At 70.7% G+C, this 12,953-nt stretch carries 12 protein-coding genes; 4 read left to right on the top strand and 8 right to left on the bottom strand.

From position 1 onward, the window contains the following. From HCU62_RS06510 to HCU62_RS06475, 8 genes are all read right to left on the bottom strand, one after another. Positions 1 to 1,590 (bottom strand): B12-binding domain-containing radical SAM protein, encoded by a 1,590-nt coding sequence (locus HCU62_RS06510; protein ID WP_163297560.1) that lies wholly within the window; start codon positions 1,588 to 1,590, stop codon positions 1 to 3. Then, positions 1,587 to 2,771: a U32 family peptidase gene (locus tag HCU62_RS06505; protein WP_163297561.1), complete on the bottom strand. Its 1,185-nt coding sequence runs from the start codon at positions 2,769 to 2,771 to the stop codon at positions 1,587 to 1,589. The genes HCU62_RS06510 and HCU62_RS06505 overlap by 4 nt, the downstream gene beginning before the upstream one ends. Positions 2,772 to 2,800: 29 nt before the next feature. Continuing rightward, on the bottom strand, positions 2,801 to 3,556 hold the full coding sequence (locus HCU62_RS06500; protein ID WP_163297562.1) for an SDR family NAD(P)-dependent oxidoreductase: 756 nt from the start codon (positions 3,554 to 3,556) through the stop codon (positions 2,801 to 2,803). Further along, positions 3,553 to 4,944, bottom strand: coding sequence for an acyl-CoA reductase (locus HCU62_RS06495; protein WP_246325346.1), 1,392 nt, complete (start codon positions 4,942 to 4,944; stop codon positions 3,553 to 3,555). The genes HCU62_RS06500 and HCU62_RS06495 overlap by 4 nt, the downstream gene beginning before the upstream one ends. Further along, complete coding sequence (locus HCU62_RS06490) at positions 4,941 to 6,020, bottom strand: LuxE/PaaK family acyltransferase (protein WP_163297564.1); 1,080 nt, start codon at positions 6,018 to 6,020, stop codon at positions 4,941 to 4,943. Before HCU62_RS06490 ends, HCU62_RS06495 begins: the two co-directional genes overlap by 4 nt. Positions 6,021 to 6,489: 469 nt before the next feature. Beyond that, on the bottom strand, positions 6,490 to 6,930 hold the full coding sequence (locus HCU62_RS12595; RefSeq protein WP_163297565.1) for a 3-hydroxyacyl-ACP dehydratase FabZ family protein: 441 nt from the start codon (positions 6,928 to 6,930) through the stop codon (positions 6,490 to 6,492). Between the two features lie 10 nt (positions 6,931 to 6,940). Further along, on the bottom strand, positions 6,941 to 8,299 hold the full coding sequence (locus HCU62_RS06480) for a B12-binding domain-containing radical SAM protein (RefSeq protein WP_309474752.1): 1,359 nt from the start codon (positions 8,297 to 8,299) through the stop codon (positions 6,941 to 6,943). A gap of 52 nt (positions 8,300 to 8,351) precedes the next feature. Continuing rightward, on the bottom strand, positions 8,352 to 8,948 hold the full coding sequence (locus tag HCU62_RS06475) for a hypothetical protein (protein ID WP_163299605.1): 597 nt from the start codon (positions 8,946 to 8,948) through the stop codon (positions 8,352 to 8,354). 164 nt (positions 8,949 to 9,112) lie between these two features. Between HCU62_RS06475 and cmk the strand changes: the two genes are divergently transcribed. The 4 genes from cmk (at position 9,113) to HCU62_RS06455 (ending at position 12,909) form a co-directional block, all read left to right on the top strand. Next, positions 9,113 to 9,814 (top strand): (d)CMP kinase, encoded by a 702-nt coding sequence (gene cmk / locus HCU62_RS06470; protein ID WP_246325330.1) that lies wholly within the window; start codon positions 9,113 to 9,115, stop codon positions 9,812 to 9,814. Positions 9,815 to 9,923: 109 nt separating this feature from the next. Next, positions 9,924 to 10,349 (top strand): MarR family winged helix-turn-helix transcriptional regulator, encoded by a 426-nt coding sequence (locus tag HCU62_RS06465; RefSeq protein WP_163299609.1) that lies wholly within the window; start codon positions 9,924 to 9,926, stop codon positions 10,347 to 10,349. A 103-nt stretch (positions 10,350 to 10,452) separates the two neighbouring features. Beyond that, positions 10,453 to 10,839 carry a hypothetical protein gene (locus HCU62_RS06460; RefSeq protein ID WP_163299611.1) on the top strand — a complete coding sequence of 129 codons (387 nt, stop codon included), beginning with the start codon at positions 10,453 to 10,455 and terminating at the stop codon, positions 10,837 to 10,839. A gap of 351 nt (positions 10,840 to 11,190) precedes the next feature. Next, on the top strand, positions 11,191 to 12,909 hold the full coding sequence (locus HCU62_RS06455; RefSeq protein WP_169755522.1) for a 30S ribosomal protein S1: 1,719 nt from the start codon (positions 11,191 to 11,193) through the stop codon (positions 12,907 to 12,909). The last annotated feature ends 44 nt before the right edge of the window (positions 12,910 to 12,953 follow it).

The following is a 12,953-nucleotide window of genomic DNA, read 5'->3' as shown; positions in this document are numbered from 1 at the left end:
CTAGAAGGGGCGGGACAGGTCCCGGCCCTTGAGCCGAAGGAGGCGCGAGGCCACGCTGCAGAGCAGCCGTCCTTGCCAGGGTTTCCCGTACTTCTTGGGGTTGGGATGGAGGAAGCAGAGCCGCCGGCACTTGATCCGCTGGAGGCGGCGGGCGAAGTCGTCGTAGGGCCGCTCGGGGTCGAGGGGCCGCTCGAAGTAGTCGGGGATGTAGTAGCCGAATGTGGTGTAGGTGCCCCGGTCGGCGTCGGCGTGGGCGTCGTGGAAGTCGCGGAAGGTCCGGCGGTCGGTCACGATGCCGAAGCGCTCCGGTTCCATCTGCCAGGGCGCCCCGGGCTCCATCTCGATGGAGAGGGTGCGCAGGCCCCGGACGTGGCGGTAGCGGCGGATGATCCGCCGGCGCATCCGGACGGTGTCCTCGAGGAGGTCCTCGTTCTCGCCCGGCAGGCCGTAGGAGAAGAAGATCTCCGTGGAGATGCCCATCCGGTCGATCCGGTCCATCTTCTCGAAGAAGGCCTCGGTGGTGAAGGCCGGGCCCTTGTGGCGGAAGCGCAGGTCCTCGTTCCCGCACTCCGGCGAGACGGCGATGATGGAGTCGGGCCCGGGGAAGGTCTTGTGGAACTCGTCGATGAAGCGGTCGGAGGGGAGGCCGTTACACTCGAACATCCAGTCGGCCTCGATGCCCTCGCGGCGGATGCGCCGCCACAGGTCCACGAAGTATTCCTGCTCCACGGGCTCGGGGTCGGTGGCGGTGTGGAGGGTCCGGTACCCGGCGGCCAGCCCCCGCTTGATGTCCTGGATCACGGCGGCCGGGTCGCGCCAGACGAAGCCCGTCCGGCGGCTGATGCGGCGCTGCTGCGGGACCTGGGCCCCCCCGCACCAGGTGCAGTTGAAGGGGCAGCCGCGCCCCACGGCCAGGGGCAGCAGGGGCGAGCGGATGGTGAATCGCCGGAAGTTCTCCTCGGGCGAGAAGTGTTTCGCGTAGAAGAAGGGGAGGCCGATGTAGCGGACGTAGGTCGGGGCGTGGCGGAGGAGGGAGAAGTTCGTGTAGTTCAGCCCGCTCACGGTCTCGGCGTCGCCCACGTAGCAGGCCTCGGCGGTCCGGACCCCGGGTCCTTCCCGCCAAGTGAGGTTCGGGACGTCCTCGAGGCTTCCGCCGTCCTGGAGGGTCTCGAGGAGGCGGAGCACCGGGATCTCGCCGTCGCCCCGCACCACGGCGTCCACCTGGGGAAAGTCGCGGACGATCTCGTCGTGGAAGAACGAGGCGGTGTAGCCCCCGGCGAAGACGAAGACGTCCGGGCGCACCTCCTTGATGCGCCGGGCCGCCGCCATGACGTCGTAGGCCTGGTAGTGCCAGTGGAGGCTCATTCCCACGGCGGCCACGGCCGGGTCGTCGAGGAGGGTCTCGAGGCGCAAGCCCCGGTCCTCCACCCATTCCACGCCGAGGTGGATCACCTCGACCTCGAAGCCGTGGCGGCGGACGAAGTCCGCGATGGCCAGGAGGCCCATGGGCATGTAGTTGATCCAGATGAAGTCCCCGATGGGCTTGTAGAAGTTGTTGAACTTGGGGACGTGGAGGAAGAGGACCTTCATGGGGTCGGGCTCCCCGCCGGGAAGATGGCGCCGTCGAGGATCTGGTCCGAGAAGGCGGCGAGATTCGCCGCCAGCCGCTCCGCCGCCGCCCGGTCGTAGGTGGCCACCCGCTCGAAGGTCCGCGCGCAGTAGCCGCACCGGTCGCAGGAGGTGCGGCGGCAGTCGTTTTCCCGGAAGAAGTCGAGGAAGCCGTCCAGGGCCTTGTTGGGGATCTGGACCACGTCGCGGAAGGAGAAGTCCATGAGCCCGGCCACCACGGCCACCTTCTCCATGTCCACCAGGTGGGGCTTGAAGAAGTAGTCGGCGTTGGGCCGGAGGAAGGCCCCGCGGTTGGGGAGGGTGAGGAGCTCCACCAGGTTCCCGTCGAAGCTGCGCCGGGCGTAGGCCTCCACCGCGAGCAGCAGGGCCTCCGAGGTCTTGAACCGCTCCACCACCTTGAAGCGGGTGATGCCGATGGCCTCGTAGGCGGCGAGGTCCTCGGGCCGGATCCACCGGGCCTTGAGGATGTTGACCGGGTCGAGGAGCTTCTGGGCGGTGCAGTTGACGTAGGGGAACTGGAGGTAGCAGTAGTTGTCGTGGCTGTGGGTCTGGGAGGCGTGGCCGTCGTGGTTGACGTGCTCGATCTGCTGGGCGCACTCCCAGACGCAGCAGGGGTTGGCGATGAGCTCGATCCCGCATTCCACCGCCTCGGCGATGGCCTGGAGGGTCTCGAAGTCGCGGTTGAGCATCTCGTCCAGGATGAGCTCGTCCACCCCGAGGTCCTCGTACTGGCGGGCCCGGGTGACGGTGTTGATGCGCGCCACCGAGGAGACCTTGACCTCGAAGTGGGGGTAGTGGCGCCGAACGAGGCGGACCAGATAGGGGAAGGCCACGGTGAGGGTGTCCACCCCGATCTCGCTCAGCCAGTCCAGGAGTTCCCGGATCTGCGCGTAGCCCTCCGGCGAGTAGTGGACGTTTCCGATGCAGGCGGTGTTCAAGAGGTAGTTGAACTTCATCCCCGCCTCGTGAACGGCCCGGACGTGGGCGGCGATCTCCTCCCGGCCCACCTGGGGCAGCAGGAACGAGGGGCGCACCCCGCCGATCACGTCGTGGGGGAGTTTCCCGTAGACGTGGCTGACGGGGTAGTCCTTGAGCCGCCCGGGGAGGGCGGGATCCCAGTTGGTGGAGACGCGGATTTCCATGGAGGCGGGTCCTTTCCCGGCGGGGGCGGCTAGAGCGCGTAGCCCCCGCAGACGTTGATGCACTGGCCGGTGATGCCGGCGGCCTCGTCGCCGGCCAGGAAGACCACGAGGGCGGCCACCTCCCGTGGGGCGAGGGTGCGGCCGATGGGGATCCCCTCGAGGATGCGGCCCAGGATGTCCGCCGGCTGCCCGCCGAGGGCGCCCGCCATCTCGGCCATGCCCCGGTCCAGCATCCGGCCCTCCACGGGCCCCGGGTTCACCGCGTTGGCCCGGATGCCGCGCCCGGCGTATTCCACGGCGATGCTCCGGGTGAGGCTGTCGATGGCGGCCTTCGAGGCGCAGTAGGCGGCGGCCATGGGCACGGGCCGGGCCGAGAGGGCCGAGGAGAGGTTCACGATGGCCAGGGGCCCGGCGGCCCGGCGGACGGCCTCGCGGCAGGTGAGGAAGCACGAGACCACGTTGGTGTGGAGGACGCCGAGGAAGCCCTCCAGGTCCAGGGCCTCGAAGGGGCGGAGATGCGTGAAGACGCCCGCGGCGTTCACCAGGACGTCGGGCGGCCCGGCCTCGCCGGCCAGGGCCTCGAAGGCCGCGGTGACGGCCGCCTCGTCGGTGGCGTCCAGGGCCCGGGCCGCCACGCCGGCCCGCCCGGCCGCCTCGCGGCAGGCGGCCGCGTCCCGGTCCCACACGGTGACCTCGGCCCCGGCCGCCAGGGCGGCATCGGTCACCGCCCGGCCGATGTCCCCGGCCCCGCCGACCACCAGCACCCTCTTCCCGGAAAGGTTCATGGCGCCTCCTCGATCATCATCTCGATATCGGCCCAGCGGACCAGCTCCATGAAGCTGGCCAGGCCGTCGTGCCGCCACCGCATGGAGGGCCGGTGCATCCGGCCGGGGGCGCAGATCCGCGAGACCCCGGCCCGGGCGAGGGCCTCGGCCAGGCCGGGGAGGCGGTCTGCGCCCACCGCCACGCCCGCGTTCTGGAGATAGGGGGAGTTTTGCCCCAGCAGCGCCACGGCGTCAAGGAGGTCGTCCACCGCGCAGACCCGGAGGAACCGGCAGGGCAGCACCGGTTCGAAGGCCGCGGCCCCAAGATGCACCACCGTGGCCGTCCCCCGGGTGAAGACCCCGGCCTCGCCCTGGGCCGCCTCGAAGGCGGCCAGCCCGCGCTCCTGGGCCAGGGTGGCGGCGGTGTCGAGGGACGGGCGCGAAGGCGGCAGCTCCGCCTCCAGGTCCGCGAGCCGTTCGGCCACGAGTTCCGCGAAGGCCTCCGTGGAGACCCCGCCGCCGCGTTCCGCGAAGACGAGCTGCGGGGCGATGCAGGCCCGCTGGTCGAACATGGCCGTGTCGAGGGCGACGGCCCGGGCCAGGACGTCCGCGGCCGGCCGGCCGGACAGGGCCTCCCGCCCCACCAGGACCACCCCCACCTTGTGGCCGTGCTCGAGGACCTTCTTCCCCGGGCCCACCCGTGCCCGGAGCTCGGCCAGGGCCCGGGGGCCCCCGTAGAGCATGACCACCGGGGCCTTGTCGAAGAGGGCGGCCTCGAGGTCCGGGGCGCCGCCCTTCCAGGCGAAGAGGGCCAGGCACTCGGCCAGGGGCGGCTCCACCCGGGCGAGGGAGGCGGCCCAGGCCGGGCCGAAGAGGGGTTCGCCCGAAGCGAGCTTGGCGGCGAGGGGGGCCTTCACCATGAGGCTCCGGACCGCCGGGAGGTAGCTCAGCCCCGGGACGTTGGCCGTGAGAACCGCGGCGACGAGCGGCGGCCCGAAGGCGCGGGCCCGGCCCCGGAGCCGCGGGTCGGGGCGGAAGCCGTCGAGCACGCGGTGGTCGCCGAGGTCCCGGTCGAGGGCGGCCAGGATGTCCCCCGCCCCGCTGTTGCCCTGTTCCACCTCGATGCTGCGTTCCACCACCGCCGGCGAGAGTCCGGTCACGTCGGCCACGGCCTCGGCCAGGGCGGTGCGTTCCGGCGAGGGACGGATCCAGGTCTCGGCCACGCGCCCGAAGACGGCGGCGAGGTCGTCCGTGGTGTAGCCGGCGAGGTGGCGGGCGCCGGCCTCCATGACCCGGTCCACCGCCGCCCGGACGGCGTCCGGGGTGAGGACCGGGAAGAGGAGTCGCGTCCCGCCGGCGTCGGCGTGGGTGAGCTCGCCGTCGAAGCCCGGGATGTGGAAGGCCTTCATCGTCCGCACGGGCGGACCTCCTCGAGGCTCAGGCTGCACCCCCGCGGCGCGGCCCCGGAGGCCCGGCCGACGACGTCGAAGCGGCCGCCGCCGAGGTTCACGGCGATGTCGTCGGTGAGGACCGCCATGGGACGGGAGACGTTGGCGAGGTCCAGGAGCAGGGGGACTCCGGTCCGGCCGGGCAGGACCTCCTCCAGGGTGAGGGGGTCCACCACGCGGGCCCGGGCCCAGGGGGGCGGAACCTTGGGCCCGCGGTTCCGGGAATAGAACTGGCTGGCCAGCTCCGTGAGCCCGTAGAGGTTGTAGCAGCGGTCGGGGTCCAGGCCGAAGAACCCGCTGGCCTCGGCCACGAAGGCCGTGCGGTCGAGCTCTCGGCTGCGGCCCTTGAAACCGCCGGCGTCCAGGAGGCGGCTCCCCTCCGGGAGCGGGCCCGGGCGGCGCCCGGCCGCGGCGTCCATGAAGTTGACGAAGCCGAAGCTGCCGCCCACCAGGCACACGGGGTCCTTCTCGCGCCGCCAGGCCGCCAGGGTCTCGAGGCCGGCCTCCAGCTCCAGGACGCCGCGGCGGACCGCGTAGAAGGGCTCCCCGAGCCCGAAGCGGTCGGCGATGACCCGCATCCCGTAGGCCATGATGACCTCGGGGGCCTCCTCCGGCGGCGGCACCAGCATGAAGAACCGGGCCCGGGCGCCGTCGGCGAAGAGGTGGGCCCCGGCGTTGGCCAGGATGGAGCGGTCCATGAGGGCGAGGTCGTCGGCGTCGAAGGGCGCCGAGCCGCGGCCTCGGCCCGAGGTGCCGCTGGTCCGGAAGGTCCGGACGGGCGGGCCGCCCCCGTAGATGACGCGGCGCTTGAAGGCGGCCAGGGGCACCGGGGGGATGTCGGCGGACCGGCGGACGGTCTCCGGCGTGGCCGCCAGCGAGCGCCAGAAGGCGCCGAGGGCGGCCACGGCCTCGAACTGGTAGGCGAAGAGCCGGAGGGCGGCCGCCTCGAAGTCCTCCGGGCCGCCGGCGCCCGGCGCCATGAGCGCCGCCACGGTGTCGAGGATCTCGCGCTTTTCCGGCGGGGGGGATTCAGGCATGCCTGGATCCGTGGCGGCCTTGAGATGCATTGGCCCGGGTTGCCTGGGATTTCACGTCATGGGCAGGCATGATCCTCTCCACCCGTGGTGGGCTTACCCCGCCGCCCTTCGGGGTGCCCGACAACGGACCCTCTGCCGCGCTGGCAACTCGCCGATATACTTTTCAAATATTATCGACATCGTTGCCGCCTTGCACCCGGCCCGTTCTTGAACGCCCACGGATCCAGGGTTTTTCTTGCGCAGGGATCTCGAACGGCAGACGGCCCTTCGGCCCGTTGTCGTCCCTCCCCCCGCCAACGCCGTTGGCGGGGCGGGACGATGGTGGGGCCGCGAGGCGCGCGGCGAACTGTCCGAGCCCCGCGAAGCGGGGCGAGTTTTTCCCGCTTCGCTTGCCCCGCGGGCCGGCCGGGCGTCGGCGGACCGCGTGATTATAAAAGTTCCATTTTCTCCGGGCAAGGCCGGCCGCGTCCTACCGTCCCCCGCGCCCGGGGAGCGTCACGGCGAGGTCGGCCCTGGCCAGGGCCCGGCCCGCCGACCGGGCCTCGCCCTCCACCCGCACCAGGCCGCCGAAGGCCTTGACGATGACGACCTCCGCTTCCACGAGGTCCCCGGGGCCGAAGGCGCCGGCCGCCTCGAGCCGGGCCCCCGCCAGGTACCCCGGCCCCGCCGGCCGGGGCTGGCCCCCGGCCCCCGTGCCGGCCACCACGGCGGCGGCCTGGGCCATCATCTCCAGGAGGAGGCCGCCGGGGTTGGCGGGGCGGCGCCCGTTCCGGAAGAAGGGCTCGAGGCCGGAGAAGCGCTTTCGCCCCGTGCCGCGCCGGCCGGGTTCCGCCACCCGGACCGCGTCGAGGAGCAGGAAGGGCGGCCGGTGGGGCAGGATCTCCAGGATGCGCCGGAGGGGGATCTCCATGGGATTGCGGTCAGGCCGCCTCGGGCGTGGGCGTGAAGGCCCGGCGGGCCTTCCGGACCGCCGGGATATGGCCGAAGTTCATGGGCATGAAGATGATGTGGCTCCGGCGCCGGAGGCCCGAGGGGCGGAAGAGGCGGCGCAGGGTGGAGCCCAGGGAATAGAAGCCCGCGTTCACCTTCCAGAAGCCCTCCTGGAGTTCCGCCACGCTCATCCCCCGGGGCCGGTAGACCACGGTGGCCATGTCGTAGCGGCGCCAGTCCTCGGTGAGGATCCGGCCCTCGGCCTTGAGGCGTCGGTGGATGCGGGTGCCGGGGAAGGGGGTCAGCACCGGCAGGAAGGCCCCGTCCAGGGCCGTCCGGTGGGCGAAGTCGAGGAACTGGTCGAAGACCGCCGGCGTGTCGTGGTCGTAGCCGAAGACGAAGGAGCCGTGGACGCCGATGCCGTGGTCGTGGATCCGGTGGACCGCCTCCTCGTAGAACTCCACCTTGTTGTGGCGTTTGCCCATGACCTCGATGTTCTCGGGGCGGAGGCTCTCGAAGCCGATGAAGACCCCGTGGCATCCGGCCTCGGCCATGCGGCGGAGGAGGTCGTCGTCCTTGGCCAGGGTGACCGGCGCCTGGCAGACCCAGCGGAGGCGGTGCCCGCGGAGGCCGTCCAGGAGCCGGAGGACGTGGTCGCGGCGGGCGATGAGGTTGTCGTCGCAGAAGAAGACGTAGCCCGGCGCCCGGCGGAGCGCCGCCACCTCCTCGAGGATGCGTTCCACCGGGCGGCACCGGTAGGTCCCGCCGAAGAAGGCGGTCACGGTGCAGAACTCGCAGCGGTAGGGGCAGCCGCGGGTGGTCTGGATCATGTTCTCGAAGAAGTAGCCCTTGCGGGGGTAGATGCCGCGGTCGGCGGCGGGGACCCGGTCCATGCGGGTGTAGGCGGCCTGCCGGTAGAGGGGCTTGAGCCGGCCCCGCTCGGCGTCGGCCAGGATCTCGGGCCAGATCTCGTCGGCCTCCCCCACCACCACGGCGTCGGCGTGCCGGCCGGCCTCCTCGGGGAGGTTCGAGGCGTGGATCCCCCCGATGACCACCTTGGCCCCCCGGGCGCGGAAGGCGTCGGCGATCTCGTAGCCCCGGGGGGCCAGGGGGGTCATGGCGGAGATCACCACGAGGTCGGGTCCGAGGTCGAAGTCCACGGGCGCGAGGCTCTCGTCCACGTAGGAGAGGCGGTGGCGCCGCGGCGTCAGCCCCGCCAGGGTGGCCAGGGCGAGGGGAGGAAACTTGAAGCAGAGGACGTCCCAGAAGCTGTCCCTGGGCCATCCGGGCACCACGAAGAGGATGTGCATGGTCCGGTCCCGCGGGGAAGAGAGTGGCTGATGCGCCACCCTTTATAATGCCTCCGGGGCGGCGGCGCCACCCGGGGCGGCGGGGCCGGGGCTAGGATGCGGCGGGGGCGAGATACCGGCCGCCGCCCGGCGGGCGCCCGCGGCAGGCGAGCATGAGCTGGCGGCGGATCTTCCAGAGGTCGGCCAGGTGGATGGGCACCTCGAGGCCCGCCTCGCCCTCGAAGTCCGGGATCCGGGCGGGGTCCTTGATCCGGGACAGGTTCCGGTCGATGACCAGGCGGAGCAGGGGCGGGTCCAGGATGACGGAGTCCACCAGGTAGACGCCCACGGGTTGGATGCGGCCGTCGTCGGTCTCCTCGAGGTCCACGAAGTAGGGGCCCCGGCCCTGGCTGACCAGGGCGAAGGCCAGGTCGCGGACCTTGGGCCAGTTGGTGTCGTCCGGCACCAGGGGCAGGGGGATGTACCGGGAGCGGAAGTTGAGGCCGTACCAGGCCCGGCCGGCCTCCACCACGGGCTTGAGCTCCAGGAAGGAGGCCAGGGGGGCCGCCATGCCGATCTCGTAGAGGGCCCAGCCCCGTTCCTCGAAGGAGTGGATGACGTCGATCTGGAAGGCGAGGCTCTCGGCCTCGTCGATGGCGCTCTCCAGCCGGTCCAGGGCGTATCTCGGCTCGGTGTCGGGCGTGTACATGGGGGCCTCCTTCGGGTTGCAGGGACGAGAGGCTTTCGCCCACCGTTCTTCCTTACTATGCTTATCGAATCCTTTACCGCGGATGACAAATTCCACGGCGCCGCCCGGGCGGGGACCGGGTTTCGGGGATGCACCCGGGTGGATGGAACGTGAACGGGGGCGGCATGGCTAAGGGACGGAGTATGCAGGTGATCACCATCGACGGCCCGGCCGGGGCGGGCAAGAGCACCCTCAGCCGCCGGCTGGCGGCCGAGCTCGGCTGGACCTACCTGGACACCGGGGCCATGTACCGCGCGGTGGGATGGGCCGCCCGCCGGCGGGGGGTGGACCCGGCGGACCCGGCGGCCCTGGAGGAGCTGTGCCGGGGACTCCGGCTGGAGCTGGAGGGCGGGCGGGTCCTGGCGGACGGGGTCGACGTCACCGGGGAGATCCGGACGCCGGAGGTGGACGCCCTGGCGTCCGCCGTTTCCCGGAACCCTGAGGTCCGGCGCCGCCTTTCGCGCCTCCAGCGGGAGCTCGGCGCCCGCGGCCGCGTGGTGGCCGAGGGGCGCGACATGGGCACGGTGGTCTTCCCCGACGCCGCCGTGAAGTTCTTCGTCACCGCCTCGGTGGCGGAGCGGGCGGCGCGCCGGCGGCGCCAGCTGCTCGAGAAGGGGCGGGATGTCCCGGAGGCCGAGCTCCGGCGCCAGATCCGGGATCGGGACGCGGCGGACGCCTCGCGGCGGGTTTCACCGCTCCGGCCCGCGGCCGATGCCGTGATCATCGACACCACCGGCCAGGACCTCGAGGCTTCCCTGGCCGCCCTCCTGGACGTGGTGCGGGAGCGGCTCCAGGGGAGGACGGGTCGCGGGCCCGCCGCCTCCTGATCCGGGGACGGCCCGCCTCCCCCGGGCTTGGTTTGGGTCCTCAAGGTCTCTCCCTGAAAAAGATTCACGGGGACTTGTTTTCGTTAGAAAAGTTTGCTACACAAAGGTCATGTTCAAGATCGACGATTGCCTCGGGTTCATCGCCAACAAGCTGGTCCAGGTCTTCCAGAAGGCCATCGACCGGCGGCTCGCCCCCTACGGCCTCACCTCGGCCCAGTTCTGTGTCCTCGCCAAGCTCTACGAGGAAGAGGGACTCACCCAGACGGAACTCGCCAGCCGGCTCTACATCGAAAATCCCACCCTGGTCCGCACCCTGGACCGCCTCGAGCGGGCGGGGGTCATCGAACGCCGGCGCGATCCCGACGACCGCCGCGCCTACCGGATCTACCTGCTGGAGAAGGGACGCCAGCTGAGGGATACCGTCGAGCGTATCGGGAACGAGGTCCACGAGGTGGCCACCGTGGGCATGTCCGAGAAGGACGCCGATGATCTCCGGCGCTTCCTCCGGAAGATCTGGGAGAACCTGTCCGATTGACACCCGGCTCCGGCGGGTTTATTTTTATCTCAAAAAGTTAGTTTACTAAATTTGCCCACAATAAAGGAACCGGGAGGCGGGTCTGCCCAGGAGGTTTCCAACCATGAAGAAAACACCTCGCTTCGTCCCTTCGTTCGTACTCGGCCTGGTCCTGGCCGTGGTCTTCTCCCTCTCCGGGTGCGCCCAGAAGAGCGTCATCGTCTCCAAGGGGAGCCCGGAGGAGCGGGAGGACTACCAGGGCATGACCTTTCTCGGCAGCGACCGTTCCTGCCCGGTCTACCGGGGCCTCTGCGGCGGAGACCTCCGGGAGATCCTGGCCCAGTCCGACCTTTCCCTGGAGCAGCAGGAGGAATTCTACCAGCTGGTCTGCGGTGAGAAGTGCTCGGTGAAGGGTTGCTACGAGTTCTTCAATGCCCTGCCCGACGACGCCCGGGTCTCCCTCATCCGCGCCTTCGAGTTCTACGGCTACCACGTCCACGGCTACGGCTGATAGCGGGTCCCGGAGGCGCGGTGCGCCTCCGCCTCTCCCGCGGCTTCCCTGCCACCATCCTCCCTCCTCCCTGGGCGTCCCGGCCGTGCCGGGACGCCCCTTTTCGTCCGCCGGCACCGCCGGATCCGGCGCGGCGCGGGTCCGTTGAACTTTGCCGGGGGGGCTGTTATAGTCGGTCATTTCAGTGTTCAGCGATTCTTTCGAGGGGGAAACCAGGGTAATGGAAAAAAAGTGGCAACCGAGGCAACCCAGGAACGTAACCCAGCCGCCGCCGCCGACACGGGGGAGGGGCCCAGCCGACCGACCGACGCAGCACCCGCCGACAACCACGACGCGGAAGACGTCGGGGACATGAGCCAGTTCGAGGACCTCTTCGAGCAGAGCCTCCAGACCTTCCAGGAAGGGGAGGTGCTCGAGGGGAAGGTCGTCCGCGTTGACAAGGAATTCGTCCTGGTGGACGTGGGGTACAAGTCCGAGGGCCAGATCCCCGTCCGGGAGTTCGCCGGTCCCGACGGCACCGTGGACGTCCAGCCCGGCGACACCGTCGAGGTGCTCCTCGAGCGGTGGGACCCGGAAGAGGGTATGATCCGGCTCTCGCGTTCCAAGGCCCTGCGCCGCAAGGTCTGGAAGGAAATCGTGGCGGCCTACGAGGCCGAGGCCCCCATCAAGGGCACGGTGGTGGCCCGGATCAAGGGCGGGCTCTCCGTCCGGATCGGGGAGGGCCGCGGCGGGGTGACCGCCTTCCTCCCGTATTCGCAGATCGACATCCGGCCTGTGCGCGACCCCGAGAGCTTCATCGACCAGGAGGTCGAGTGCGCCATCCTGAAGTGCAACCAGCGCCGCGAGAACGTGGTGGTCTCCCGGCGGACGCTCCTCGAGAAGGACCGCGCCGAGAAGCGGGCCAAGACCCTGGCCGAACTCGCCGAGGGCCAGGTCCGGGAGGGCGTGGTGAAGAACATCACCGACTACGGGGCCTTCGTGGATCTCGGCGGTATCGACGGGCTCCTCCACATCACCGACATGTCGTGGGGCCGGGTGGAACATCCCTCCAAGGTCTTCAAGGTGGGTGACACCATCCAGGTCAAGGTCCTCTCCTTCGACCCCGAGACCGAGAAGGTCTCCCTGGGTACGAAGCAGCTTGCCGAGGATCCCTGGCTCCGGGTCGAGGAGAAGTACCCCGTGGGCACCACCGTCGAGGGGACGGTGGTCAGCCTCACCGACTACGGGGCTTTCGTGGAGCTCGAGGAGGGGGTCGAGGGGCTGATCCACGTCTCCGAGATGTCCTGGACCAAGCGGGTGCGGCATCCCTCCCAGGTGGTGAACGTGGGGGACCGGATCCAGGCGGCGGTGCTCAAGGTGGACCCGGAGGCCAAGCGGATCTCGCTCAGCCTCAAGCAGGTGACGGGCAACCCCTGGGAAGAGGTCCAGGAGCGCTACCCCGCGGGCACCGTGATCGAGGGGACCGTGAAGAACGTCACCGACTTCGGCGTCTTCATCGGCATCCAGGAAGGCATCGACGGCCTGGTCCACATCTCGGACCTGTCCTGGAGCAAGCGGGTCAAGCACCCCGGCGAGCTCTACAAGAAGGGTGACGCCATCCGGGCCGTGGTTTTGAACGTGGACAAGGAGCGGGAGCGGTTCTCCCTGGGGGTGAAGCAGCTCCAGCCCGACCCCTGGGAGAGCGTCCCCGAGAAGTTCCCGGCCGGGAGCGTCGTCACCGGAAAGGTCACCAACGTCACCGAGTTCGGGGTCTTCGTGGAGCTCGAGGAGGGGGTCGAGGGGCTGATCCACGTCTCCGAGCTGGGGCCCGGGAAGGTCAAGACCCCCGTGGGCATGTTCGAGGAGGGCCAGGAGGTCACCGCCAAGGTGATCCACGTGGCGCCCCTGGAACGGCGGATCGGCCTCTCCATCAAGCGGATCGACGAAGAGGCCGAACAGTCCTACTACGAGGAATATTCCGCCACCGGCGCCGGTCACGGCGGGACCACCCTGGGGAGCCTCCTCCAGGAGGAGCTGGTCCAGCAGCAGAGCCGGGCCCGGGCCTCCGAGGAGGACGAGGGCGACGAGTAGGAGACCCGGGGCCGCGCCGCCCCGGGGTGCGTCCCGGGGGCGCC

This window comes from Dissulfurirhabdus thermomarina (genome assembly GCF_012979235.1).
GTDB classification, from domain to species: Bacteria; Desulfobacterota; Dissulfuribacteria; order Dissulfuribacterales; family Dissulfurirhabdaceae; genus Dissulfurirhabdus; species Dissulfurirhabdus thermomarina.
The sequence above is the reverse complement of the archived record's forward strand: the minus strand, read 5'-3'. Positions and strand labels throughout refer to the sequence as shown.